Source organism: Enterobacter cloacae complex sp. SHL012 (assembly GCF_049237505.1).
Classification (GTDB): domain Bacteria; phylum Pseudomonadota; class Gammaproteobacteria; order Enterobacterales; family Enterobacteriaceae; genus Enterobacter; species Enterobacter kobei.
The window spans coordinates 281,944-306,755 of the sequence record NZ_JBMKIZ010000003.1; the positions used below are offsets into that span (position 1 = coordinate 281,944).

Annotated in this window: 23 protein-coding genes and 1 tRNA gene; 5 read left to right on the top strand and 19 right to left on the bottom strand. The window is 53.6% G+C overall.

Features of this window, described 5'->3' with window-relative positions:
• Positions 1 to 75: 75 nt before the first annotated feature.
• Both ACOTY9_RS12485 and ACOTY9_RS12490 read left to right on the top strand, forming a co-directional pair.
• Positions 76 to 1,845 carry an ABC transporter permease gene (locus ACOTY9_RS12485; protein WP_256027602.1) on the top strand — a complete coding sequence of 590 codons (1,770 nt, stop codon included), beginning with the start codon at positions 76 to 78 and terminating at the stop codon, positions 1,843 to 1,845.
• Positions 1,838 to 2,908, top strand: a complete 1,071-nt coding sequence (locus ACOTY9_RS12490) for an ABC transporter ATP-binding protein (protein WP_047343448.1) — start codon at positions 1,838 to 1,840, stop codon at positions 2,906 to 2,908. Before ACOTY9_RS12485 ends, ACOTY9_RS12490 begins: the two co-directional genes overlap by 8 nt.
• A 75-nt stretch (positions 2,909 to 2,983) precedes the next feature.
• Here the strand turns inward: ACOTY9_RS12490 and arsC are convergent, their stop codons facing one another.
• The 12 genes from arsC to actS form a co-directional block, all read right to left on the bottom strand.
• Complete coding sequence (gene arsC / locus ACOTY9_RS12495; RefSeq protein WP_014885108.1) at positions 2,984 to 3,409, bottom strand: glutaredoxin-dependent arsenate reductase; 426 nt, start codon at positions 3,407 to 3,409, stop codon at positions 2,984 to 2,986.
• Positions 3,410 to 3,421: 12 nt separating this feature from the next.
• Positions 3,422 to 4,711, bottom strand: coding sequence for an arsenite efflux transporter membrane subunit ArsB (arsB, locus tag ACOTY9_RS12500; RefSeq protein WP_014885109.1), 1,290 nt, complete (start codon positions 4,709 to 4,711; stop codon positions 3,422 to 3,424).
• Positions 4,712 to 4,758: 47 nt separating this feature from the next.
• Positions 4,759 to 6,510: an arsenite efflux transporter ATPase subunit ArsA gene (arsA, locus tag ACOTY9_RS12505; RefSeq protein WP_047343449.1), complete on the bottom strand. Its 1,752-nt coding sequence runs from the start codon at positions 6,508 to 6,510 to the stop codon at positions 4,759 to 4,761.
• A gap of 17 nt (positions 6,511 to 6,527) precedes the next feature.
• Positions 6,528 to 6,890, bottom strand: coding sequence for an arsenite efflux transporter metallochaperone ArsD (gene arsD, locus ACOTY9_RS12510; protein ID WP_348565896.1), 363 nt, complete (start codon positions 6,888 to 6,890; stop codon positions 6,528 to 6,530).
• A 49-nt stretch (positions 6,891 to 6,939) separates the two neighbouring features.
• Positions 6,940 to 7,290 (bottom strand): As(III)-sensing metalloregulatory transcriptional repressor ArsR, encoded by a 351-nt coding sequence (arsR, locus tag ACOTY9_RS12515; protein ID WP_014885112.1) that lies wholly within the window; start codon positions 7,288 to 7,290, stop codon positions 6,940 to 6,942.
• Positions 7,291 to 8,459: 1,169 nt separating this feature from the next.
• Complete coding sequence (locus ACOTY9_RS12520; protein WP_348565897.1) at positions 8,460 to 9,449, bottom strand: hypothetical protein; 990 nt, start codon at positions 9,447 to 9,449, stop codon at positions 8,460 to 8,462.
• A 64-nt stretch (positions 9,450 to 9,513) separates the two neighbouring features.
• Positions 9,514 to 10,005 (bottom strand): hypothetical protein, encoded by a 492-nt coding sequence (locus tag ACOTY9_RS12525; protein WP_348565898.1) that lies wholly within the window; start codon positions 10,003 to 10,005, stop codon positions 9,514 to 9,516.
• 314 nt (positions 10,006 to 10,319) lie between these two features.
• Positions 10,320 to 11,048, bottom strand: a complete 729-nt coding sequence (locus ACOTY9_RS12530) for a Rha family transcriptional regulator (RefSeq protein ID WP_000082600.1) — start codon at positions 11,046 to 11,048, stop codon at positions 10,320 to 10,322.
• A 975-nt stretch (positions 11,049 to 12,023) separates the two neighbouring features.
• Entirely contained in the window at positions 12,024 to 12,680 is a 657-nt protein-coding gene (locus ACOTY9_RS12535; protein ID WP_348565900.1) for a DUF4145 domain-containing protein, read from the bottom strand.
• Complete coding sequence (locus ACOTY9_RS12540) at positions 12,673 to 14,304, bottom strand: site-specific integrase (protein ID WP_348565901.1); 1,632 nt, start codon at positions 14,302 to 14,304, stop codon at positions 12,673 to 12,675. The genes ACOTY9_RS12535 and ACOTY9_RS12540 overlap by 8 nt, the downstream gene beginning before the upstream one ends.
• A gap of 134 nt (positions 14,305 to 14,438) precedes the next feature.
• A tRNA-Gly gene (locus tag ACOTY9_RS12545) sits at positions 14,439 to 14,512 on the bottom strand.
• Positions 14,513 to 14,592: 80 nt separating this feature from the next.
• A complete protein-coding gene (actS, locus tag ACOTY9_RS12550; RefSeq protein ID WP_032635615.1) occupies positions 14,593 to 15,336 on the bottom strand; it encodes an amidase activator ActS in 744 nt (247 codons plus the stop codon).
• A 164-nt stretch (positions 15,337 to 15,500) separates the two neighbouring features.
• Between actS and idi the strand changes: the two genes are divergently transcribed.
• Positions 15,501 to 16,043 carry an isopentenyl-diphosphate Delta-isomerase gene (idi, locus tag ACOTY9_RS12555; RefSeq protein WP_014885129.1) on the top strand — a complete coding sequence of 181 codons (543 nt, stop codon included), beginning with the start codon at positions 15,501 to 15,503 and terminating at the stop codon, positions 16,041 to 16,043.
• Between the two features lie 38 nt (positions 16,044 to 16,081).
• Here the strand turns inward: idi and lysS are convergent, their stop codons facing one another.
• The 5 genes from lysS to xerD all read right to left on the bottom strand — a co-directional run bounded on the left by lysS (position 16,082) and on the right by xerD (position 22,175).
• Positions 16,082 to 17,599 (bottom strand): lysine--tRNA ligase, encoded by a 1,518-nt coding sequence (gene lysS, locus ACOTY9_RS12560; RefSeq protein WP_348565902.1) that lies wholly within the window; start codon positions 17,597 to 17,599, stop codon positions 16,082 to 16,084.
• A gap of 9 nt (positions 17,600 to 17,608) precedes the next feature.
• A protein-coding gene (gene prfB, locus ACOTY9_RS12565; protein ID WP_096059326.1) for a peptide chain release factor 2 occupies positions 17,609 to 18,707 on the bottom strand; the annotation gives its coding sequence in 2 pieces (ribosomal slippage) (positions 17,609 to 18,631 and positions 18,633 to 18,707; 1,098 coding nt in all).
• Positions 18,708 to 18,797: 90 nt separating this feature from the next.
• Positions 18,798 to 20,531, bottom strand: a complete 1,734-nt coding sequence (recJ, locus tag ACOTY9_RS12570; RefSeq protein ID WP_032635612.1) for a single-stranded-DNA-specific exonuclease RecJ — start codon at positions 20,529 to 20,531, stop codon at positions 18,798 to 18,800.
• A gap of 5 nt (positions 20,532 to 20,536) precedes the next feature.
• Complete coding sequence (gene dsbC, locus ACOTY9_RS12575) at positions 20,537 to 21,250, bottom strand: bifunctional protein-disulfide isomerase/oxidoreductase DsbC (protein WP_014885133.1); 714 nt, start codon at positions 21,248 to 21,250, stop codon at positions 20,537 to 20,539.
• Between the two features lie 28 nt (positions 21,251 to 21,278).
• Positions 21,279 to 22,175 carry a site-specific tyrosine recombinase XerD gene (gene xerD, locus ACOTY9_RS12580; protein ID WP_014885134.1) on the bottom strand — a complete coding sequence of 299 codons (897 nt, stop codon included), beginning with the start codon at positions 22,173 to 22,175 and terminating at the stop codon, positions 21,279 to 21,281.
• Between the two features lie 101 nt (positions 22,176 to 22,276).
• Here xerD and fldB point away from each other — a divergent pair, with 101 nt between their 5' ends.
• Complete coding sequence (gene fldB, locus ACOTY9_RS12585) at positions 22,277 to 22,798, top strand: flavodoxin FldB (protein WP_071922917.1); 522 nt, start codon at positions 22,277 to 22,279, stop codon at positions 22,796 to 22,798.
• Positions 22,799 to 22,803: 5 nt separating this feature from the next.
• On the opposite strand, the gene ACOTY9_RS12590 is transcribed toward fldB, so the two are convergent.
• Positions 22,804 to 23,214: a protein YgfX gene (locus tag ACOTY9_RS12590; RefSeq protein ID WP_014885136.1), complete on the bottom strand. Its 411-nt coding sequence runs from the start codon at positions 23,212 to 23,214 to the stop codon at positions 22,804 to 22,806.
• A complete protein-coding gene (gene sdhE / locus ACOTY9_RS12595) occupies positions 23,195 to 23,461 on the bottom strand; it encodes an FAD assembly factor SdhE (protein ID WP_010435322.1) in 267 nt (88 codons plus the stop codon). Before sdhE ends, ACOTY9_RS12590 begins: the two co-directional genes overlap by 20 nt.
• A gap of 294 nt (positions 23,462 to 23,755) precedes the next feature.
• Between sdhE and ygfZ the strand changes: the two genes are divergently transcribed.
• A complete protein-coding gene (gene ygfZ / locus ACOTY9_RS12600; protein WP_348565903.1) occupies positions 23,756 to 24,736 on the top strand; it encodes a tRNA-modifying protein YgfZ in 981 nt (326 codons plus the stop codon).
• The last annotated feature ends 76 nt before the right edge of the window (positions 24,737 to 24,812 follow it).

Sequence of the window (24,812 nt, forward strand, 5' to 3'; positions counted from 1 at the left end):
CGGCGGCGTGCGCCGTCGCGCGTCTGTTCATCTGACTGAGTTCATTTTTCCGGGCTGCAACACCAGGGATACCCCATGAATACATTACGCAGAAAGTGGCAAAGCCTGCCGCGCGGTATTGTCGTGTTGATAACCGCCCTGGTTATCTATACGCCACTGTCGTTTATCGTGATACAGAGCTTCCTGTCCGCTCCGTTCTTTTCCCCGGCAAAAGAGTGGAGCCTTGAATCATTTGGTTTTATCTTCACCGACCCTGATTTCTACAAGGCCCTGAGAAGCGGCTTTCTTCTCGCGTTCGGACTGGTCATCATTGCCATTCCGCTGGGTGGCGTGCTGGCGTTTCTGATGGTGCGTACCGATCTGCCAGGCCGACGCCTGATCGAACCGCTGATCCTGGTCCCGATTTTCGTTTCACCGATGGTGCTGGGTTTTGGCTATGTGGTGGCTGCCGGTCCGGTGGGCTTCCTGTCCCTGTGGGCACAGGCGCTGATCGGCTTTGTGCCGTGGAACATCTATGACATGTCGAGCATCGTGGTCATTGCCGGCCTGACGCATGTTCCGCATGCCTATCTCTATATTTCCTCCGCGCTGCGTAGCGTGGGCTCCGATGTGGAAGAAGCCGCGCGCATCGCGGGCGCCTCTCCGCTGCAGGTGATGACCTCCGTCAGCCTGCCGATGGTGCGGCCATCCATCCTGTACGCCATCGTGCTGCTGTTCTTCCTCGGGCTGGAAGTGTTTGGTCTGATGCTGGTACTTGGCGATCCGGAAGGCAACATGGTGCTGGCGACCTATCTGTACCAGCTGACGAACAAGCTCGGAACGCCTTCCTATCATCTGATGGCGGCGGTCGCCGTGGTGCTGATTTGCATCACTATCCCGCTGGTCATGCTCCAGCGTCGCCTGATGCGCACCGCCAACCGCTTTGTCACCATGAAAGGGAAAGCCTCTCAGGCTCGCGCGTTACCACTGGGTAAATGGCGCTGGGTGGCCGGGGCGGTGGTCGCCTTCTGGCTGACTGTCACCATCGGTGTTCCCCTGCTTGGCGTGGTGCTGCGCGCGTTCATCTCCAACTGGGGGGTGGGCGTTTCACTGTGGGATGAGCTTTCGCTGAGTACCTTTCGCACCATCTGGGCGCAGCCTAACCTGCTGCGCGCCATCGTCAACTCGATGTCGATTGGCGTGATTGGCGGCGCACTGGCCGTCGCGTGCTACCTGTTTGTTGGTATTGCCATGCACCGTAAACCGGACAACACCACGCGGTTCCTGGATTACAGCGTGCTGGTGCCGCGCGCCGTGCCGGGATTGCTGGCGGGTCTGGCCTTTTTGTGGGTGTTTCTCTTCCTGCCGATGTGGCTGGATAACGCCCTGAAATCCGGCTGGCTTTCCGGATTCGTCTGGACCGACTGGATGCGCGAAAACGTCATCGTCTGGCTGCGCTCGCTGCGCAGCACCATTTTCAGCGTCTGGCTGGCTTATACCGTGGTGTGGATGGCTTACGGACTGAGGCTCATCTCTTCCACGCTGTTGCAGGTGGGGCCGGAGCTTGAAGAGGCGGCACGCAGCACCGGCGCGACGCGCGGGCAGATCACCCGCCACGTCACCATTCCGCTCTCCCGCTACGGGCTTATCGGCTCATGGCTGCTGATGTTCCTGATCTTTGAGCGCGAATACTCAACCGGTGTGTACCTGCTCTCCCCCGGCACGGAAACCATCGGCTCGATGCTGGTTTCCCTGTGGGCCGCGGGTGCAATTGATATCGTGGCGGCGCTCTCTTTCATTAATATCCTGCTGGTCGTGGTAGGTCTGGGCATTGCCCTTCGTTTCGGAGTGAAATTACATGATTGAATTAGCGGTTGACGATCTGCACTTAACCTACGGCGACAATCCTGTTTTAAAAGGGGTCTCCATGAACCTGAAACGCGGCGAAGTGGTCTCCCTGCTGGGCCCTTCCGGCAGCGGCAAAACCACCCTGCTGCGCGCCGTCGCGGGTCTGGAAAAACCAACTCAGGGGTCGATTGTCATTGGTCAAAATAAAGTTTATGACGGTACGCCGCGCAGCGAGGTTCCGGCGGAGGAGCGTAACCTGGGGCTGGTGTTCCAGTCCTACGCCTTGTGGCCGCACAAAACCGTATTTGAAAACGTGGCCTATCCGCTCAAGTTGCGTAAAGTCCCGGCTAAAGAGATCCAGCAGCGCGTACAGGATGTGCTGGACCAGCTGGGTCTCGGTCATCTTGGTAAACGTCACCCGCACCAGCTCTCCGGCGGGCAGCAGCAGCGCGTGGCGATTGGCCGGGCGCTGGTCTATAACCCGCCGGTGATTTTGCTGGACGAGCCGCTGTCCAACCTCGATGCCAAACTGCGCGAAGAGGCCCGCGTATTTCTGCGCGAGCTGATCATTAAGCTCGGGTTATCCGCGCTGATGGTGACGCACGACCAGAACGAAGCGATGTCGATTTCTGACCGCATCCTGCTGCTCAACAACGGTAAAATTGAGCAACAGGGTACACCACAGGAGATGTACGGTTCGCCGAAAACGCTGTTTACGGCCGAGTTTATGGGCAGTAATAACCGCCTGCATGGCAAAATCACCGAAGTACGCGACGGCAAAGCACGCATTGAAGGAAAAGACTGGGTGCTCTGGGGCCAGGCGGGTGAAGGGGTACAGAGCGGTAATGAGGCTACGGCGGTGATCCGCGTCGAGCGCGTGGCGGTAGTCGAAGGGCCGGGGGAAAATCAGCTTGCGCTGCCGCTCCTCACCAGCATGTATCTTGGCGACCGCTGGGAGTACCTGTTCCGCACGGCGGGGGATGATTTTGTGATCCGCGCTTACGGGAATGAGCTTCGCGACCCGCAGCATTGTCATCTATCGCTGCCAGAGAAGCATGTCTGGATATTCCCGAAAAACTAGAGAAATCGGCCTGCCATTCAGTGGCTAAACGGGATGGCAGGCCGACAATCAAAGCGCGAATGCGCTCCTCCATACTTATTTCAATCGTTTACCTGTTTCATCAACGACCTTCTCGCCGTCTTCCTTCGCGAAAGCCGCTTTCTGCGCATCCGGAAGAATATCCAGAACCACTTCTGAAGGACGGCACAGTTTGGTTCCCAGCGGCGTCACGACAATAGGCCGGTTAATCAGGATCGGATGCTGCAGCATAAAGTCGATTAACCGATCGTCAGTAAACTTATCTTCCGCCAGCCCCAGTTCTTCATAAGGCTCGACATTTTTACGCAGCAGCGCACGTACCGTGATCCCCATATCTGCAATAAGTTTGACCAGTTCATCGCGAGACGGCGGATTCTCCAGGTAATGAATGACGGTGGGTTCATTTCCGCTGTTGCGGATCATCTCCAGCGTATTACGCGACGTACCGCAGGCCGGGTTGTGATAAATAGTGATGTTGCTCATAACAGTATCTCATTACAAAGTGAAAGAGAGACGTAGCGCCAGCGCGGCCAGCGTTACAAACAGCACAGGCAGAGTCATAACGATCCCGGTGCGGAAATAATATCCCCAGGTAATCGTCATGTTCTTCTGTGAAAGGACATGCAGCCAGAGCAGCGTTGCCAGGCTCCCAATAGGGGTGATTTTTGGCCCCAGGTCGCAGCCAATCACGTTGGCGTAGATCATCGCCTCTTTGATAACACCGGTTGCGGTGCTGCCATCAATAGAGAGCGCACCAACCAGCACGGTCGGCATGTTATTCATGATGGAAGACAGGAAAGCCGTCAGGAAGCCGGTACCCAGCGTCGCGGCCCAGAGTCCTTTATCCGCCAGCACGTTCAGCACACCTGAAAGGTATTCGGTAAGCCCGGCGTTGCGCAGACCGTAGACCACCAGGTACATCCCCAGCGAGAAGATGACGATCTGCCAGGGTGCGCCATGCAGCACTTTGCCCGTGTTAATGGCATGGCCGCGTTTCGCCACAGCAAACAGGATGACGGCCCCCACTGCCGCAATCGCGCTCACCGGAATACCGAGCGGCTCAAGGACGAAAAAACCTACCAGCAACAGAATTAAAACGACCCAGCCGGTACGAAACGTCGCCGGATCTTTAATCGCTTTTGCCGGTGTCTTAAGAAGAGACAGCTCGTAAGTCGGCGGGATATCTTTGCGAAAGAACAGATGCAGCATCACAAGCGTGGTGACAATGGCTGCAATATCGACCGGAACCATCACCGACGCGTATTCGGTGAACCCCAGACCGAAGAAGTCTGCCGAAACAATATTCACCAGGTTCGACACGATAAGCGGCAGGCTGGCGGTATCGGCAATAAACCCGGCGGCCATCACGAATGCCAGCGTGGTGCCTTTGCTGAACCCTAATGCCAGCAGCATGGCAATCACGATCGGTGTCAGAATAAGAGCAGCACCGTCGTTGGCAAACAGTGCAGCCACCGCTGCGCCGAGCAGAACGATATAGGTAAAGAGCAAACGGCCCCGACCGTTTCCCCAACGCGATACATGCAGCGCTGCCCACTCGAAAAAGCCGGATTCATCAAGCAGCAGGCTGATAATAATGACGGCAATAAACGTTGCCGTCGCGTTCCAGACGATATTCCACACCACCGGAATATCGCCTAAATGCACAACGCCTGAAATTAAAGCCAGGGCTGCGCCCAGCGTCGCGCTCCAGCCAATTCCCACCCCCTTCGGCTGCCAGATAACCAAAACAAGGGTCAGGACAAAAATAGCGCCTGCCAGTAACATAAAACCTCCTGACAGAGCGGCTCTGCCGCCCTGTATTAACCAAAAAATTAACGCATCAACGCTCTGAGTTTTTCTATACCGGCAGGCTCTGACGCCAGTAGCGGAACAAGCGCTATACGGTCAGCATGCTGATGCTTAACCGCCTCAATCTGCGGCAATTCCTGCCGGGCGCGCTGGCAAAGCAATGGAGAATGCGTATCCGCAATAGAAAGGCTGTTATTGATAATCCAGCCCCACGGATGAATTCCCGCGCGTTCAAGATCGGCCTGCAAATTCGCTGCCTCCAGCACAGGAGTGGTTTCCGCAAGCGTAACCAGCAGCACTTTGGTTCGCTCCGGGTCCTGGAGCTGCATCATCGGGGTAGTAAAATGGCTTTTGTCGCCCATTTTTTTGGCAATTTCGCGGTGATAAGCACCGGTTGCATCCAGCAGCAACAGCGTATGCCCCGTGGGAGCCGTATCCATCACTACAAACCGCTTACCTGCTTCGCGGATCACGCGGGAAAATGCCTGGAAGACGGCGATCTCTTCAGTACAGGGGGAACGTAAATCTTCTTCCAGTAGCCGTTTCCCTGCTTCGTCCAGATATTTTCCCTTCGTCTCAAGGACATGCCGGCGATAGCGTTCGGTTTCCTCGTGTGGGTTGATCCGGCTGACCTGCAGGTTATTCAGGCTGCCATTTAACGTTGTGCTGAGATGTGCGGCGGGATCGGAGGTGGTGAGATGGACATCAAACCCCATGTCTGCCAGCCTGACGGCGACTGCAGCCGCCATCGTGGTTTTACCCACGCCACCTTTGCCCATCAGCATAATCAGGCCGTGTTCGTTACGGGCGATATCCTCGACCAGGCCAGAGAGCGATGCGTTTGCAGGCGTATCCAGGGCGTTCGTTGCAGGGAGCGGTAATGCCTCAGAACGGCTGTCCAGCAGGCCCTTTAATGCCGACACGCCAACCATGTTGACGGGTTGCAGTAATAAGGTATCTGTCGGCAGCCCGGATAAACCGGCAGGAAGATTTGCCAGGGCCTCTTGCTCCCGTTGCCATATCGCAGCAGCCAGTGCGTCATGTTCCGCTTCGGCTGCCGGCAAAACGCCATTAATCACCAGATACTGGTTTTTCAGGCCGATCGCCGCCAGTTCTTCATGGGTGCGGGCGACTTCCTGCAAAGTGGATTTCTGCAGTCGTGCAACCAGAACCAGACGGGTACGCGCAGGATCGGATAACGCCTCTACCGCGTGTGCGTACTGCTCACGCTGTTTTTCCAGCCCGGCCATTGGGCCGAGACAGGAAGCACCGTCCGGGTTACTTTCAATGAAGCTACTCCAGGCGCCGGGAAGCTGGAGCAGGCGAATAGTGTGGCCCGTCGGCGCTGTATCAAAAATGATGTGATCGAAGCGGGTCAGCAGGGAAGCGTCTGTCAATAAACCGGTGAACTCATCGAACGCCGCAATCTCAGTCGTACAGGCGCCGGAAAGCTGCTCGCTGATACTGTTAACGACGTCATCGGGCAAAAGCCCCTTAACAGGATCAACGATTCTGGCGCGATACTGCTGTGCAGCTTCCTGTGGGTCTATCTCCAGAGCGGAAAGCCCGGGAACGGCATTAATAGAGTGGATCGTGTTACCGATAGTTTGATCAAAGACCTGGCCGACATTGGAAGCGGGATCGGTACTCACCAGCAATACCCGCTTACCCCGTCCCGCCAGGCGGATAGCCGTCGCGCAGGAAATGGAGGTTTTGCCCACCCCGCCCTTTCCGGTAAAAAACAGGTAAGGCGGGATATTCTGTAAGAATTTCATATGTCCTCCCGACATACTCAGCAACAGGAAGTATTCCCACCACAGCAGCCGGTGGGCGCTAAGCCCACTTTTTCCAGCGGGATCCCAAACCAGCGAGCCAGCTCAGCGCGTTTTGGATATCGCCCGGCCATTACCGTTTCACCGTCCAGCAACAGCAGCGGAAGCCCTTCTGCTCCCGAGGCTTCCAGGAAGGCTTTCGCTTTTTCGTTCTGAACGAAGCTCATGGGCTGCTGCGCCAGGTTGTAACGTTCCACCTGTACGCCACGTCCTTTCAACCACTGCACATCCGCAGAAAAATCAACCAGAACCTGATCGACATCTGAACCACATACGCCGGTACTGCAGCACAATGCCGGGTCAAACACCGTTAACATTTTCATTCTGAACACCTCACATTTGAAAAATCATATATGTTCAGGCAAATTTTTTTTAGAGACAAATAGCCTTACCGCTACCAGAGCAATTTGCCGTTGCCAGCTTACGGGCGATGGCCTGTACGTCGTCCTGCTGGCTTAACCAGGCTTGCTCAATCACCTGAGCAGCCCATGACGGAATATGCGGGGAAAGACGATAGTGAACCCACTTGCCCTGCTTACGATCCTGCAATAGCCCACTTTCCCGTAGCATTGCCAGATGACGGGAGATCTTGGGCTGCGACTGATCCAGTGCCGTGCAGAGATCGCATACGCACAACTCTCCCATCTCTCTGAGCAGCAGTACGATGCCCAGACGGGTTTCATCGGAGAGGTATTTGAAGAGTTGTAAGGATGTTAGTGACATCAAACCTCCTGAGTATTTACCAACAGGATACTCGGCATGAACGAAAACTCAATACACATTCGAAAAAACACATATGTTTTTAATGATGGGTTTGAATCGCGACGGATGCTTTATGTCTTATAAGGGGAAGAAAATTATTAGCATCACTAATACCCGATTAAAATTAGTGACTTGCTCCACCCGATCCCACCAGTAATAATACCGCCCAGAAACGTTACCAGCATAATAATCACGCAAAAAAACAAAATGAAAATCTTTTTAGAAATAGTGGCGCAGTCAGTGCTATGGCTCGTCATCGGCTGGATCTTCTGTCGTGCATGGATGCGAGGCTGCAACGGGGAAGATAAATGATCAGATTGTCTCTTGAGGAAGTAGTAGAAGGAGTTGAACGTCATAGCTTTATCTTTGAAGACGAACAACAGCATTCTCTGATCGTATTTATACTCTCCAGCATTTACGCCCAGGCGTCACAGGGTACAGGAGGCCAGCCAAATCACTGGAATGGCTAATTACCGCACCAGGGAGTACAGCCCTTTATTTTCCGGGATAAGAAATATCAGCAGTGACTAAATGCGTCTCTGATTTATCAGTTTGGATGCGATACGCAAAATTATACCGCTCCCCAGATGTAAACTTATTACTGATCCCATAAACCAGCAAAAAAAAATAATCAGCTAAAACAGAAGCTTGTTGTTCAAGGTAAAGGGAAGAGGTTACAAGGCTTTTAAAGGAGTGGAGCGGGCGAAGGGAGCCGAGGACAACTAGCTAACTTCTTGTTTCTTAAAGACTGATGAATCCAGTGGTTACAGTGATGGTTACACATTGAGAAGCTGAAGGTCAAGACTTGAAGTACGTAACATTCCCACAAAGGAATAGAACACAGTCACGGACTACCCGGCCCTTTGGTCTGACTGAGGGTCGGGCTACGGGGTAAATCGTCAGGCTTATTGTATTAGATGGTCTCTCACATTTTTCAGTCAAAACTCATCAGTATCAGTCTTTAGGCCAGACCATCAGCACGACTACCAGAGCCAGCTTTAGCAGGAAGACCACGAGATAGACTTTGTGCAGGTCCATTTGGTCCTCCTTTCTGTATCCACGAACTAGATTACTAGTACAAAATAAAGGCCAGACATCCAGTTCGGAAGTCTGACCAATAGTCGTTATTGTTAGTTAGCTTCTTTAGTGAAGCTCAGGCGTTTGACTACAGGCAGGACAGCAGTAGCCGAGCCAGTACCCATCTTGATGGTCGTAGCGGCCTCAGCGACCACAAAGACCTTACCGAGGATTTCCAAGTCGTGGGACTGAGAGTCGCCATCACGGGATAAAACCACAGTAACATTCTCACCATCGTGACGGAAGCAACCGAAGCTCAGAGCCGTAAAGCGCTTAGCCATCATGAAGACGCCACGGTCTGCACCGTTGTAGTAGGCGATGTCTGTCCCCAGCATATCGACGATAGCGTCCTCACCACCGAAGCCCTGCTTAGCAGCCAGACGGGAGAGAGCCTTGAGGTGTGACTCATGGGCGATGATACCGTAATCAGTAACCTCAGAACCGAAAGAAGACTCGGTGTTCTCATACAGAGCGTCCATGATGGAGTCCGCTTTAGTGGTCAGACTGCCCGTCAGGACTGGAAGCTCTACGGTCTTCAGCAGCTTGGAGGACTCCAGTACATCGACCATCTTAGAGTTAATGGTACGGACCACGTTATCGCAGATGTTCAGAGCGTCCTGCTGGAGCGTCCCCTGAGTGAAACCAGTAGAGGACTTCTGGTCCCATAGCTTGGTCTGGTGAGACACGAGGATAGCCTGTTCAATCGGCTCAACGGTGATTTCAGTGCCAGACGGAGCGGTCACGACTTCAGGTCGCTTACCACCACGGACAGGAACGACCACAGAGCGGTCAGCCAGAGTGTGAGCAATGATTGGAGTCGGTAAGCTGTTACGGGTCGGCAGGACTTCTACCGGGAACGGGATGTTATCCTGAGCGTCTTTAAGCACAGAATTGAGCATGGTCTTCACCAGCTTAGCTAATTTGAAGGCATAGACCTGAGGGTCTGCGTCAGTTGGCAAACCTTCGTTAATCTGAAGGTTGTCGGTGTCGGTGATACGAACAGGCTCAATGCCGAACTGGAAAGCGTCTTTAGTCGTAGTCATGATAATTAATCTCCTTATGTCAAATACTTGAAGTCCCTAACGGTAAGTCAGGGACCGTGTGTTCTTAGATGGAATCCATCCAGTTAGCGCCACTATCGAGGTCAGCCATAATTGAAGCCTTGGAACGACCAGCAGAATGGGTAGCGCTGCGGAGGTTCTCACCATATGTCCGGCGTTCAGCTTTGACCTGTTCGCGGCGCTGTAGCTCTTTCTGCCATTCGTCCTCGGTCATGAACATTTCGCGGGTACGCTCTTTTTGAGACGCCAGCTCTTTCGCGATACGCTCAGCCTCGACACGTTTGTTCATCTGGCGGCGTTGGTAGGCGGTCATCAGGTCATTACTGAAGAAGTTGCCAATAGCTACACCAGCCTCAGCCAGAGCTTCAAGTAACTCCATCGCCTCGCGGCTGGTAGACGGTAGGCCTGACAGGTAGCCCGGAATAAGGGTCTTGATAGCGAGGGACAGCGGATAGGGCTGACCGTCCAGACTCACAGTATTCTCGTAGAGATTGATGTCGGTGACTGACAGTCTCCAGTCTTGGTTATTGAATAACATAGTAATTACTCCTCTTGAGAGTTGAGACTATCGGTCGACCACAGGCGTGTTTAGTCCTGCGGCGTCTCCCCGCATCGGTCATCTCAAAAGGTTTAAAATTAGGTATTAAGTAAGTGAGCTGCTAACGGTTAGGCGCTAGCTTGCTAGCTGACGGCAGTTTCATAGCGACCAGTTGCGCTATCAGATCGTCTCGTGATTGGTGCTGGCGGGTCTCATCTTCCGGGTCTAGACCAAGCTCTCTGAGGAGGACTTCAGTCCGGTAGCCACGGTAACGGAGAGTCATGCGGCCCTCAGGTGTGTGCGGGTCAATCATCTTAGAGTCCCTCCAGCTTGCCGGATTGGGCCTGCTTCAGTAGATGCTCTTGCTTCTGCTGGTCGGTGCCAGTGAAGGCAATAAGGATGCCTCGCAGTTTATCGACTATCGCAGGCTTACCGAAGACCTCCAATCCCTTAGCGTTGAAGCGAAAGTTATAACCACCTGCTGAGAACTTCTGGTCTGACGGCTTAATGATACGGAAGCAGTCGGAATACTTTGGATTTACAGACCACTCGTTACTGATTGGGTTCTTACGAAAGAGACCACGATGCTGAAGAAGTGCGGTCATTAGCTTCTGAGCGGGTAGACCATAGGTTTTGCAGTAGTCACCCCAAGTCACGCCTCGACGGTTAGCAGACTGAATGGCTGCTCGCTTCTTCTGGTCTTCCAGTTGAAGGACTCGACGCTCTAACGTCTGAATATGGTCGTAACACTTGGCGCGGAGGTGAACGGAATAGCCAGCGACCAGAATAAAAGTATGCTTACGGTCTAGACGATACAACGGCTGCTGTTTCCCCTGCGCGTTTAGATAGACATCTTCAGTCACCCCGATATGACTGCTCAGTTTTGAGCACTGCTCAGTTTTGAGCGCGTTAAGCTCCTCAGCCATATTGCGAATATCACGCAGGACATTTCGGTGCTCCTTGCCTGTCAGCTCAGCAATTTCAACTGAGGTCATGGAGACAAGCTGGTCGAGGTTAATGACGCTGATTTCTTGTTGGGACATTTACGTGTACTCCTTTTGTTTGCACCCTGAAGTCGCACCCCACTGACCTACTCAAGCCCCCACGTAAAGGGAGACCAGCAGGCAACAGGACGCAAACAGAATGACTTGAGGTAATTGTGATGTGGTCTGCGATGACCAGTAGTGATAAAGGTGCAAGACAGCATGTCCGACTTCCAGATGGTGAGCGGCGATAGACCCAAGTCATAATGAAGACACGAGAACGCTAACGGGCTGGGGGGTCTGACAGAGGCTGTCTTGCTAGCCTTGGTATGGAGAAAGACTTAATGTCGGGAGAGCTTCCGCATAACTTGACGCATCAAGACCAGAGGCGGAATGTATGGTCCCTATAGTGATAGCTAAGGGTCCAGTCCCTATAGTGAGGGTATAAGATTTGCTACCTGATAAGGCCATAATCTGACCTCCAGTTAGACCCGAAGCATGGAGACCACATCATATCGACCATAGTTTACTTCGGGCTGACAGGACTGGAGGCTGGACTTAAAGTTCTCTTTATTGGAATTGTGATAACACAATCCATAACAAGATAAACTCATGGTCTCCTCCAGCCTGCTGGTCAGGGCTCAAAGTCCAACCTCAGACACCACTACTGGTCTAACCTCTTTGAGTTTCCGCCTGTCCACGAATGGATGGCAGACCTCAGTAATGGTGTCTTGGTTCTTCACAATCTCGCACACCGATGGTCTCATAGACGGAAGTTCCGCTGAGGTCTGGTGTTCTCCGCCTGTCAAAGGAGAGAGATTGCTACGTTAAAGGGAATGGTCTCAGGCCAAGGCGATTTAACACTAGGCATATGCGGATGGTTTCCAATCGGTCCGCTACCGGAAGCCTGAGACTTAATGAATGCGTGTATGGGTCGTGACTGCTGTTAAGGTGGGGGACTTAGGGTCTCCCCCTATAGTGATAGTTTAGTCCCCTTCCCTATAGTGAGGGTATATTCAATCTGACCGACCAGTCTTACTCGTTAGCTGCCTGCTGCTCCCTCGCCTTCTTATCCTGATTCTCAATGCCTTGGCGTGGACCTTCAGGCATACTCTTGAACATATCATCAAGCTCTCTAGGTCTCGTGATTTGGTCATCGACAATGATGTTCAGTAACTTAAAGAGACCATGAGCTAACTTCGGGTCATCATCAAGGTTAATCTCTCCCGGATGGACTGCCTGATTACCAACGATTCGGCAAATGTCTGCGGCCTGCTGGATACGAACGGGGAGTCCTTTCTTAACGAGAGACCGAATGTCAGTGTTAATGTTTTCACCCGGCTCCTTGAGATGGACCATTAGCTTCTGAAGACATAAGCGTAGAAGTGCAGCAGCGCCTTTAGGAGAAAGATTAACAATGCTTCTGGCTTCCATGTAATCGGACTTGCAGTCTTCCGGCATGTCTGGGTTTGGTAGTTCAACATTACCAGATGCCGGGATAACCATATTGCCTTTAAACCAAAAAGCGTCGTCATCACAATGGGTGCAGGTTGACATATGGAAGTCGGTCTCTTTGTAATAATATTGGCTGTTACTTCCTCCCATATGCCGCCATACCTGCTTCGCATAAACGCCACAGTGAGGACAGTTAAAAGCCTCTCCTTTAAATTCCGCCGGATAATACTCAGCCATTTACTTCAGTCTCCTTATAAATACCCGCCATCACATTAACCAATCTATCTACCTCGACCTCTTTCGCGTAACGGTCGTAAGTTATAGACCCTGAGCTATGACCCATAATCGCCTGAGCATACGCTAACTCGACCCCATGTTGTTTTAACTGGGTCGCAACTGTATGTCTAAACGAGTGGAATGCTAAGCCACTACGGTCAGCGAGGACTTTAGGCAGCAACGTCCGGTTAAACCATTTGCTCACCTGCTCACCGTAGCCGTTCTTCATCAGCTTGAGGCCATCGAATACCATAGCATTATCACCCTTAGCCTTTCTACGGTCTTCCACAAGCGACATAAAGTCAGCCAATACAAAACCATAAGCACCATCTACCAACGGGACACAGCGATCACTATGCGCATTCTTAACGCTCTTGCCCGGTAAGCTGATATCGTCTTCGTTGATATGGATATACACGGTCCCGGCCTCAGTGACCCTGACGTCTTTGACCTGTAGCTGAGCCACCTCATTAAGTCTTGCTCCAGTGATTGCCGCCAGAGCAGTGACGTAATAGTGGTAGGGCTTACCTGAGGTCTTCTGAGAGTACGCTTTAGCGGCGACCAGTAGTTGCCCTACCTGCTCAGGACTGAACGCATCACGAGCGTCGGAGGCTTTACGCTGCGGGACTTTCAGCTCAAGACCTTCGGTCAGGTTCTTAGCTATCAAGTCGTTGCGTACCGCCCACTTAAACACAGCAGCCATCTTGATAAGATATTTATTGTTGATGGTAACGACGTCCAAACAGTCAGTTTTAGACTCCCGGTTCAGCAGGTCAGACAGCGGCATAGACTTAAAGCGTTGCTTGCGGTTCTTAGGTATCTGCTGGAGGACTTCACGGACCCTGAGCATATCTGAACGGGTCGCCTTGCCGACATCCTGAATATCCAGATAGTCGAATATCTCGATTAGCGTGGAGTGCGACGCTCGGTTCTCGCTTAGGGTCGCTGGCTTCCAGTTCTGGGCGTTCTCCTGCTCGTACTGCTCAATGAGAGACGCGAGGGTCAGAGCTTTAGTTACTCGTTCCAGAGTCGCGAGAGGTTCAGGGACTTCAGGTTCTGCCAATACAGATAGGGAGACGGACGGTCTTAGACTGCCAGTCTCAGGCTCAAGGTAAGACAACAGGCCAGAGCTATCACCTTTGAGTCTATCCTGACAGGCTTTAAGTACACCGATAACGTCATTGATATAGCGATGCTGGTCTACAGTCAGACGCTCAGTCGCTACAGCTTCCCGAAGGTTGGACTTAATGTCGTCGTACTGGTCAACGTAAAGCTGGTAGGACTCAGGGTCGTTCAGGTCATCACGGCTGACACTAAGTTCCCACTCGACAATGGTCTTCAGGTGCTCCCGCAGCTCCTCATAAGAGGCGTTAGGGTTATCTGCGTGGATTGCTTTAAGTGCTGACTTGATGTGCCGTGAGTGAGCCATAGCGGTACGTCTATCCTTGGTCCGTAAAGATACTGACGCTAGTTTATAACGGTTGTGAGAAGGAAGCGAAGCGGTCAGGCGACCAGTGGTCTTCATCCTAAGACGGATGTAAAAGACACCGTTACGCTGATAAAGGTAGGTTCTTGAGTTGAGCATGTACTGAGACCTTAGGTCTGCTCACTACTTCAACAAAGTTAGTCACAGTGTTGGTTACAGTGAGTAAAACTATCGGAAGGCTTTAAGCCATGTCCCTTAGGATTCAGTAACTTATTGAACTTTAAGAAGTGTCATGGAGCGGGCGAAGGGAATCGAACCCTCGTATAGAGCTTGGGAAGCTCTCGTTCTACCATTGAACTACGCCCGCTTTGAGGTGCGTAAGGCATTATAGACCTTACGCCTCTTCATACAAGCCTCTTCACCACTAAGTGGCGATAAAATAATCACTTAGCACTTCGGTTTGCTGCCGGGTGCCGGAAGATAACGCTGCGGATCGATGGCCGTCGCCTTATAACGAATCTGGAAGTGCAGCTTCACCGAATCCGTTCCCGTGCTGCCCATGGTGGCAATCTTCTGCCCTGCTTTGACGTTTTGCCCGTTATTGACCAGCATCGTGTCGTTGTGCGCATAGGCCGTGATGTAGTCTTCGCCATGCTTAATCATGATCAGGTTACCGTAGCCGCGTAGCTGGTTACCGACATAAACCACCTTACCTGCGCCTGAGGCATAAACCGGCGTACCGCGTGCAGCGGCGATATCAATGCCTTTGTTACCCCCTTCAGACAGGGAGTACGGCAGCACCACTTTACCGCTGGCTGGCCAAATCCAGCAGCGTTGACCGACCGGTGGCCAGGAGGACTGCGGCACCGCATAGGATGGCGTCACTTTAGCGGTTTTGCCTTTCGCAGAGGATTTTTTACCCGAGGTCGAACTACCGTTAACCTTCAGCTTCTGCCCCACTTCGATGGTATACGGTGGAGAGATGTTATTCAGACGCGCCAGATCCTTCACGCTGGTCCCCGTCGCGCGCGAAATCCGATACAGCGTGTCACCGCGCTTAACGGTGTAGACCGAACCGGAATAGCTGCCCATATCTGAAGATTTACTCCCCGAACAGCCGGCCAGTAATAATGTCAGCGTCAGGCAAAAAATGGCGATGATGGGGTTTCTCGTCAGGCTTCCTGCAAACAAAACAGATCCTCGGTCAGCGTGAATGGCGCCCTATGATACCAGCCCTGGCAGAAATGGGTCAGCCCTTTTCCGCTCTGTGGGTCAAACCGTTCGTATAAGAATGCCGTATAATACTGCTCTGCTGATGGTGCAGAACCATCCGCATCGTTGGCACTGGAGCACGAATGAGTATTCAAGAACACGTTATTTTGGTAAACGACCAGGGAATGGTGATTGGCACTCAGGAAAAGTACGCCGCACACACCACCCAAACCCCTCTGCATCTGGCCTTCTCCTCCTGGCTGTTTAACGCCGAAGGGGAGTGTCTGGTCACCCGACGCGCGCTAAGCAAAAAAGCCTGGCCGGGTGTCTGGACGAATTCCGTCTGCGGGCACCCTCAAACCGGTGAAAAGACGGAAGAGGCGATTATCCGCCGCTGCCGCTATGAGGTTGGCGCTGAAATCACGGCGATTACCCCCGTGGCCGCCGAGTTTCGCTACCGCGAAACCGATCCTTCCGGGATTGTGGAAAATGAGATTTGCCCGGTATTCGCGGCACGCATTACCAGCGAACTGCGTATTAATCACGAAGAAGTGATGGAATTTGAATGGGTTAAGCTGGAATCGTTGTTCCACGCCCTAAACGCCGCGCCCTGGGGTTTCAGCCCGTGGATGGTGCTGGAAGCAACGGTCGCACGAGACGCTTTGAGAGCGTTTGCCGCGCAATAAAAAAGCCCCTAACGGGGCTTTTTTTACATCTTAACGCCTTATTTCACCGGACGCATCGCCGGGAACAGGATCACGTCACGGATGGTGTGGCTGTTGGTGAACAGCATGACCATACGGTCAATACCAATACCCAGACCCGCCGTCGGTGGCAGGCCGTGCTCCAGCGCGGTCACGTAGTCTTCGTCGAAGAACATCGCTTCGTCATCGCCCGCTGCTTTCGCATCAACCTGATCCTGGAAGCGCTGCGCCTGATCTTCCGCATCGTTCAGCTCGCTAAAGCCGTTGCCGATTTCACGGCCGCCGATGAAGAATTCGAAACGGTCAGTGATTTCCGGGTTCTCGTCATTACGACGCGCCAGCGGAGACACTTCAGCAGGGTATTCGGTGATGAAGGTCGGCTGAATCAGGTGCGCTTCGGCCACTTCTTCGAAGATCTCGGTCACGATACGGCCCAGACCCCAACTCTTCTCAACCTTGATACCGATGCTTTCCGCGATCGCTTTCGCAGAGTCGAAGTTATCCAGATCCGCCATGTTGGTTTCAGGACGGTATTTCTTGATTGCTTCGCGCATGGTCAGTTTTTCGAACGGCTTGCCGAAGTCGAACACTTCTTCACCGTAAGGGACCTGGGTGGTGCCCAGAATGTCCTGCGCCAGGGTACGGAACAGGGATTCGGTCAGCTCGATCAGATCTTTGTAATCTGCATACGCCATATAGAGTTCCATCATGGTGAACTCTGGGTTATGACGAACGGAGATACCTTCGTTACGGAAGTTACGGTTGATCTCGAATACGCGATCAAAGCCACCTACCACCAGACGCTTCAGGTACAGTTCCGGCGCGATACGCAGGTACATGTCCAGGTCCAGGGCGTTATGATGGGTGATGAATGGACGGGCAGACGCACCGCCTGGGATCACCTGCATCATCGGGGTTTCCACTTCCATAAAGTCGCGGTTCACCATGAACTGGCGAATACCGGCCATGATCTGGGAGCGAATTTTGAAGGTCTTGCGGGATTCATTGTTAGAGATGAGATCCAGATAACGCTGACGATAGCGCGCTTCCTGATCCTGCAGGCCGTGGAATTTGTCCGGCAGCGGACGCAGCGCTTTGGTCAGCAGACGCAGCTCGGTACAGTGGATAGACAGTTCACCGGTTTTGGTTTTGAACAGTTTACCTTTCGCGCCAAGGATATCGCCCAGATCCCACTTCTTGAACTGCTCGTTGTAGATGCCTTCCGGCAGATCGTCACGGGAAACATACAGCTGAATACGGCCACCCACGTCCTGCAAAGTCACGAAGGAGGCTTTACCCATAATACGACGGGTCATCATACGGCCAGCAACGGCCACTTCGATGTTCAGCGCTTCCAGCTCTTCGTTCTCTTTACCGTCGAAGTCAGCGTGCAGTTGGTCTGAGGTGTGGTCACGACGAAAATCGTTCGGGAACGGCACGCCCTGCTCACGCAGCGCTGCCAGCTTCTCGCGGCGGGTTTTCAGTTCGTTGTTAAGATCGACTACCGCGTCAGCGCCCTGTGCTTGTTGTTCAGACATGTTGGTTCCTCATAACCCTGCTTTCAAACTTGCTTCGATAAATTGGTCCAGGCTGCCGTCCAGCACCGCCTGCGTGTTACGGGTTTCAACCCCGGTACGCAGGTCTTTGATGCGGGAGTCATCAAGGACGTAAGAACGGATCTGGCTGCCCCAACCGATGTCGGACTTGTTATCTTCCATCGCCTGTTTCTCAGCATTTTTCTTCTGCATCTCCAGCTCATAAAGCTTCGCTTTCATCTGCTTCATGGCCTGGTCTTTGTTCTTATGCTGGGAACGGTCGTTCTGGCATTGTGTTACCAGCCCGGTTGGAATGTGGGTAATACGCACCGCCGATTCCGTACGGTTAACGTGCTGACCACCCGCACCGGAGGCGCGATAAACGTCAATACGCAGGTCCGCCGGGTTAATTTCGATATCAATATCTTCGTCAACTTCCGGGTAAACAAACGCCGAGCTGAAGGAGGTATGGCGACGGCCACCGGAGTCGAACGGGCTCTTACGCACCAGACGGTGAACGCCGGTCTCGGTACGCAGCCAGCCGTAGGCGTAGTCGCCAATGATCTTGATGGTGACGGATTTAATACCGGCCACTTCACCTTCAGACTCTTCGATGATTTCGGTTTTGAAGCCGCGCGCTTCTGCCCAACGCAGGTACATACGCGTCAGCATGCTGGCCCAGTCCTGCGCTTCGGTACCGCCAGAACCTGCCTGAATATCGAGGTAACAGTCAGCGCTGTCGTATTCGCCGGAGAACATACGACGGAATTCCAGCTGCGCCAGCTTCTCTTCCAGCACGTCGAGTTCTGCCACGGCTTCGTTAAAGGTTTCTTCGTCGTCGGCTTCGACGGCCAGCTCGAGCAAACCGGAAACATCTTCCAGCCCCTGAGCCATTTGATCCAGCGTATCTACGATAGCTTCGAGAGAGGAACGCTCTTTACCCAACGCCTGTGCGCGTTCAGGTTCGTTCCAGACGTCCGGCTGTTCCAGCTCGGCGTTTACTTCTTCAAGACGCTCTTTCTTGGCATCGTAGTCAAAGATACCCCCTAAGAACGTCAGAGCGCTCCGTGAGGTCCTGAATACGGTTTTTTACCGGATTAATTTCAAACATGGTCTGTTTTCTTTTATGGACTTGTCAAAATGCGGTGATAAGAGCGGGATTGTACCGAATCCACGCCCTTTTTTATAGAGATTACTGCCGCTAAATTGGCCAGATATTGTCGATGATGATCTGAAGGGTGCGGTTTCCGCGAAACTCGTTGATATCCAGTTTGTATGCCAGTTCGACCTCGCGCACGCCGTTGTCCGGCCAGATGGCCGTATCGACGTTGAAGGCGATGCCGTCCAGCAGCGGTCCGCCGCCAACGGGCTCAACCATGACTTTCAGATGACGCTCGCCGACGATACGTTGCTGAAGCAGGCGGAAACGGCCGTCGAACAGCGGTTCAGGGAACATCTGTCCCCACGGACCGGCATCGCGCAGCATCTGCGCCACGTCCATTGTCATCTCATGCGGTGAGAGCTCGCCGTCGGACACCACTTCTCCCTGCAACAAGGCAGGGTCTATCCAGTCGGTGACCAGTTCACCAAATAGCCGCTGAAATTCGTCAAATTTCGCCTCTTCCAGCGACAGACCCGCCGCCATCGCATGGCCGCCAAATTTGATCATCAGGCCCGGGTACAGCGTATCCAGACGCTCCAGTGCATCACGCATGTGAAGACCCTGAATCGAACGGCCAGAGCCTTTCAGCGTGCCGTCACCAGCCGGGGCAAACGCGATCACCGGGCGGTGGAAGCGCTCTTTAATGCGCGAGGCCAGAATGCCAACCACACCCTGATGCCACTCAGGATGATACATCGCCAGCCCGCCCGGCAGCGTTTCACCGCTGCGTTCGAGTTTTTCGCAAAGGGTCAGCGCTTCGGCCTGCATTCCCTGCTCTATCTCTTTACGGGTCTGGTTCAACGCGTCGAGCTCATTGGCCAGGACGCGCGCTTCGCCGATGTTATCGCACAGCAGCAGCGCCACACCGACGGACATATCGTCCAGCCTTCCGGCAGCGTTCAGACGCGGCCCAAGGGCAAAACCCAAATCACTTGCCGCCAGCTTGAGCGGATCGCGGTTGGCAATTTCCAGCAGCGCCTTAATCCCCGGACGGCACTTGCCCGCGCGAATGCGGCTTAAGCCCTGCCAGGTCAAAATACGGTTATTGGTATCGAGCGGCACGACGTCCGCGACGGTTCCCAGCGCCACCAGGTCGAGATATTCGGCCAGGTTTGGTATGGCGATACCGCGTGATTCGAACCAGCCCTTATCACGAAGCAGGGTCCGCAGCGCCAGCATCAGATAAAACGCTACCCCCACACCGGCGAGAGATTTTGACGGGAAATCGCAGTCGCGCAGGTTGGGATTGATGATCGCTTCAGCGTCCGGCAATGTTTCACCCGGCAAGTGGTGATCGGTGACCAACACCGGGATCCCCAGCGCGTGCGCATGATCGACACCTGCATGGGAAGAGATCCCGTTATCAACGGTCATGATCATCTGTGCCCCGCGGGCGTGAGCCTGATCGACTACTTCCGGGCTGAGGCCGTAACCGTCTTCAAAGCGGTTCGGCACAAGGTAAGTGACGTTATCGCAGCCCAGCGCGCGCAGACTCAATACGCTCAAGGCCGTGCTGGTTGCGCCATCTGCATCGAAATCCCCTACCACCACAATACGCGTTCCCTCACGGAGCGCGTTGTAGAGCATTTCGATGGCTTTTTCGATGCCGTTGAGCTGCTGCCAGGGCAGCATCCCTTTGACGCTGCGTTCAAGATCCTCAGCACTGCGCACGCCGCGGCTGGCGTAGAGACGCTTCAGCAGGGGTGGGAGATCGTCTGGCAAATCAACCGGTTCAACCGCCTCGCGGCGGCGCAATTTTATCGGGGCTTTCACGCGGATTATTTACCACCAAACTGTTTCTGGTGCGCGTCGAGGAACTCTTTCATCTCTTTTGGTCCCTGGTAACCCGGCACAACATAGCCATTGCTCAGGACAATCGCTGGCGTACCGCTTACGCCAAACTGCACGCCCAGCGCGTAGTGGTTAGCAATATCGATATCGCAGGACGCAGGCTTAACCTCTTTACCGCTCATCGCATCGTCAAACGCTTTGTTGCGATCTTTCGCACACCAAATCGCTTTCATGTCTTGCTCTGGCTGGCTCTGCACGCCTGCACGCGGGAAGGCCAGGTAACGCACGGTAATGCCCAGCGCGTTATAGTCTTTCATCTGCTCATGGAGCTTGTGGCAGTAGCCACAGGTGATGTCGGTGAAGACGGTAATCACATGTTTTTCCTGCGCCGCTTTATAGACGATCATCTCTTTTTCGAGCGCATTCAGGTTTTTCATCAGCAGCTGGTTGGTGACATTGACCGGCTGCGCGCCGCTCACGTCATACATTGGCCCCTGAATAATATGTTTGCCGTCTTCGGTGACATACAGCACGCCGCTGTTAGTCAGTACCGTTTTCATCCCGGCAACCGGTGCAGACTGGATGTCGCTGCTGGTAACGCCCAGTTTAGCCAGTGACTGTTTAATAGCGGCGTCATCCGCATGGGCGAACCCGGTAAAAGAGGCTGCCAGCAGAGTGAACAGCGCGAAAGACTTTTTCATAGTTGATCCCGTTACAATTTGTCGGCACTCACGCACGAGGGTGGTGCTGTTGGTGTAGCTGCCGCAGGCGTTCCGTCGCGACATGGGTGTAAATTTGCGTCGTAGAAAGATCGCTGTGTCCCAGTAGCATCTGCACCACGCGTAAATCTGCGCCGTGGTTTAACAGATGCGTCGCGAAAGCGTGACGCAATACGTGCGGCGAAAGCTTTTCACTGTCGATACCCGCCAGTGTGGCGTAATGCTTGATGCGATGCCAGAACGTTTGTCGTGTCATCTGCTGTGCGCGCTGGCTCGGAAACAGGACGTCGATAGACACGCCATTGAGCAACCATGGACGGCCATGCTCAAGATACGTTTCCAGCCAGTAAACCGCTTCTTCTCCCAGCGGCACCAGCCTTTCCTTATTTCCTTTACCGATGACGCGCACCACGCCCTGACGCAGGCTGATGTCGCTCATCGTCAGGCCAACCAGTTCAGAGACACGCAAACCGGTAGCATACAATAGCTCAAGCATGGCTTTATCGCGTAACTCCAGCGGCAGGTCAACAGCAGGTGACTGTAATAATCTCTCAACTTGTGCTTCGCTGAGATCTTTCGGCAGCCGCTGCGGAAGTTTTGGGGACGCCAGCAGCGCACTCGGATCGTCTTCCCGAATCTTCTCACGGTAGAGATGCTGGAACAGCCGACGCATCGCGCTGAGCAAGCGTGCAGAACTGGTGGCCTTATAGCCCCCTTCAACCCGTTCCGCGAGCAGCGCCTGAAGGTCGTCGCTTTGCGCACTCGCCAACGATAATTCGCGACGCGCCAGCCACTCCACCAGCATGGTGAGATCGCGCCGATAGGCACTGAGCGTGTTCTCGGCCAGATTTTTTTCCAGCCACAGCGCATCGAGAAACTGTTCAACGAGTGCGAGATCCTTTTCCACATCGGCCCCTTTGATTCTGCAGTCAGGCCATTATGCCTGATTGCGACTGGTTTCTGGTACACTACGCACAAAGTCAAAGCATGAATTGAGATAGTTACGCGATGAATATTGGTCTTTTCTATGGTTCCAGCACCTGCTACACCGAAATGGCGGCAGAGAAAATTCGCGACATCATTGGCCCCGAACTGGTGACGTTGCATAACCTGAAAGATGACGCGGTCGCGCTGATGGAACAGTACGATGTACTGATCCTCGGCATCCCAACCTGGGATTTTGGTGAGATACAGGAAGACTGGGAAGCCATCTGGGATCAGCTCGATTCAGTCAATCTCGACGGCAAAATCATTGCGATGTACGGCATGGGCGATCAGTTGGGCTACGGCGAATGGTTTCTTGATGCACTTGGCATGCTGCATGACAAACTGGTACCGAAAGGGGCGACGTTTATCGGCTACTGGCCAACCGAAGGATACGAGTTCACCAGTCAAAAACCGATCATTGCCAACGGCCAGCTGTTTGTCGGACTCGCGCTGGATGAAACCAATCAGTACGATCTCAGCGACGAGCGCCTGCAGGCCTGGTGCGAACAGATACTTGGCGAAATGGCAGAAAAATTTAGCTAAGTGGGTTACTCCTGCGTCGGCTGTTGCAACAACATCCGGCGCAGATCTCGCCATTCTGAGGCATCCATACTGTCTGCCGCCAGCCACAGGTGCTGGCAACGCCCGCCGTCCACATTGCGTAACCGTAACATCATGCCGGAGTTGAGCATCCATGGCATGCCCAGAATATCCCACTCTTTTCCCTGCCAGCGCAGGCGGGAATCCATCAGTAACTTGATCTCACCCTGACGAGCATTAATGCGACGCTGGCTGCGTACGCTGTCAAAAACGACAAACGAAAGTAACAGCAGCCACAGCGGCGTATAGCTCAGGGGCCATGGCATGAGTAACACGATGGCCGCAACCAGGCCGTGGAGCATTAACGACATCCACTGCGAGCGCCACGAGACGCGAAGATCAGATTGCCACAGGACCACGTTCCCGATTCCGTGTTTGAATTAATTGCACCATCCGTTGCAACTCGGTGTCGGCGGGTTTGCCGTGGTTCATCAGCCAGTTGAATAAATCCGGATCGTCAGACTCAAGCAGGCGAACAAACAGCCGCTTATCATCATCGCTTAAGCTGTCATACTCATATTCGAAGAAAGGCATGATGGAAATATCAAGTTCACGCATGCCGCGACGGCATGCCCAGTGAATACGGGCCTTGTTGTTAATATCCATGTTCAGTTTCCTGCATTACGTTTGGCACAGTCGGGCCCCCGTTCAGTGTTCTTTATTTCTCTACGGGGACACCAGCTAGTGTAACGTGTTTTTGACCGTTTCATTACTGGAATATTGCGATCAACGAGCAGGCTTCCAGAATAAACCCTACAAAGACAGCGGATTACACTATTTTACGTAGCGCTACGCATAACCGGTTTATGGCACAAATGGTCTGCTGAAAGCGCTTGCATTGCCAGCAGGCTCTTTTACCATTAGGCATTATCAAAGCGTTAAGCAATTCAGGATATCGTTATGGCATTTACACCATTTTCTCCTCGCCAGCCCGCCGCCTCTGCGCGTCTGCCGCTGACGCTTATTTCTCTTGATGACTGGGCGCTGGCGACGCTCGCCGGCGCCGACGCCGAAAAATACCTCCAGGGCCAGGTCACCGCCGACGTCAGCCAGATGACCGAACACCAGCACCTGCTGGCGGCGCATTGTGACCCCAAAGGCAAAATGTGGAGCAATCTGCGTCTTTTCCGCCGTCAGGACGGTTTTGCCTTTATTGAACGCCGCAGCCTGCGAGATGCGCAGCTCAAAGAACTGAAAAAGTATGCAGTCTTTTCCAAAGTCACTATCGTCCCGGACGACGAACATGTTCTGCTGGGCGTGGCGGGCTTCCAGGCACGTGCCGCGCTGAAAAATCTGTTTGCTGAGCTGCCGGATGCAGAAAAACAGGTCGTCAGCGAGGGGGCCACCTCCATCCTGTGGTTTGAACATCCGGCGGAGCGCTTCCTGCTTGTCACGGATGCCGCAACCGCCGAACGCGTCACCGAAGCACTGCGCGGCGAAGCGCAGCTCAACAACAGCCAGCAGTGGCTGGCGCTGAATATTGAAGCCGGTCTGCCGATCATTGACGCCGCCAACAGCGCGCAGTTTATTCCACAGGCTACTAACCTGCAGGCGCTGGGCGGCATCAGCTTTAAAAAAGGCTGTTACACCGGCCAGGAGATGGTGGCGCGTGCAAAATTCCGTGGGGCAAATAAACGTGCACTGTGGACACTGGCAGGTCATGCCAGCCGCGTACCGGAAGCGGGTGAAAATTTAGAGCTGAAAATGGGCGATAACTGGCGCCGTACCGGCACCGTGTTAGCCGCCGTACAGCTGGATGATGGTCGTCTTTTAGTCCAGGCTGTCATGAACAACGACATGGAAGCCGACAGCGTGTTCCGCGTGCGTGATGATGCGAATACGTTGAGTATTGAGCCGTTACCGTATTCGCTGGAAGAGTGATGCTATATCGCCCGGTGGCGCTGCGCTTACCGGGCCTACCGATCCCGTAGGTCGGGTAAGGCGAAGCCGCCACCCG

Bases quoted from the DNA above. Each gene is read 5' to 3' on its own strand.
- ygfZ (WP_348565903.1), top strand. From the start codon at position 23,756: ATGGCATTTACACCATTTTCTCCTCGCCAGCCCGCCGCCTCTGCGCGT.
- ACOTY9_RS12540 (WP_348565901.1), bottom strand. From the start codon at position 14,304: ATGCTCAACTCAAGAACCTACCTTTATCAGCGTAACGGTGTCTTTTAC.
- idi (WP_014885129.1), top strand. From the start codon at position 15,501: ATGAGTATTCAAGAACACGTTATTTTGGTAAACGACCAGGGAATGGTG.
- lysS (WP_348565902.1), bottom strand. From the start codon at position 17,599: ATGTCTGAACAACAAGCACAGGGCGCTGACGCGGTAGTCGATCTTAAC.
- fldB (WP_071922917.1), top strand. From the start codon at position 22,277: ATGAATATTGGTCTTTTCTATGGTTCCAGCACCTGCTACACCGAAATG.
- ACOTY9_RS12525 (WP_348565898.1), bottom strand. From the start codon at position 10,005: ATGTTATTCAATAACCAAGACTGGAGACTGTCAGTCACCGACATCAAT.
- arsB (WP_014885109.1), bottom strand. From the start codon at position 4,711: ATGTTACTGGCAGGCGCTATTTTTGTCCTGACCCTTGTTTTGGTTATC.
- arsD (WP_348565896.1), bottom strand. From the start codon at position 6,890: ATGAAAATGTTAACGGTGTTTGACCCGGCATTGTGCTGCAGTACCGGC.
- dsbC (WP_014885133.1), bottom strand. From the start codon at position 21,250: ATGAAAAAGTCTTTCGCGCTGTTCACTCTGCTGGCAGCCTCTTTTACC.
- ACOTY9_RS12535 (WP_348565900.1), bottom strand. From the start codon at position 12,680: ATGGCTGAGTATTATCCGGCGGAATTTAAAGGAGAGGCTTTTAACTGT.
- arsC (WP_014885108.1), bottom strand. From the start codon at position 3,409: ATGAGCAACATCACTATTTATCACAACCCGGCCTGCGGTACGTCGCGT.
- ACOTY9_RS12530 (WP_000082600.1), bottom strand. From the start codon at position 11,048: ATGTCCCAACAAGAAATCAGCGTCATTAACCTCGACCAGCTTGTCTCC.
- arsA (WP_047343449.1), bottom strand. From the start codon at position 6,510: ATGAAATTCTTACAGAATATCCCGCCTTACCTGTTTTTTACCGGAAAG.
- sdhE (WP_010435322.1), bottom strand. From the start codon at position 23,461: ATGGATATTAACAACAAGGCCCGTATTCACTGGGCATGCCGTCGCGGC.
- ACOTY9_RS12520 (WP_348565897.1), bottom strand. From the start codon at position 9,449: ATGACTACGACTAAAGACGCTTTCCAGTTCGGCATTGAGCCTGTTCGT.
- ACOTY9_RS12485 (WP_256027602.1), top strand. From the start codon at position 76: ATGAATACATTACGCAGAAAGTGGCAAAGCCTGCCGCGCGGTATTGTC.
- ACOTY9_RS12490 (WP_047343448.1), top strand. From the start codon at position 1,838: ATGATTGAATTAGCGGTTGACGATCTGCACTTAACCTACGGCGACAAT.
- arsR (WP_014885112.1), bottom strand. From the start codon at position 7,290: ATGTCACTAACATCCTTACAACTCTTCAAATACCTCTCCGATGAAACC.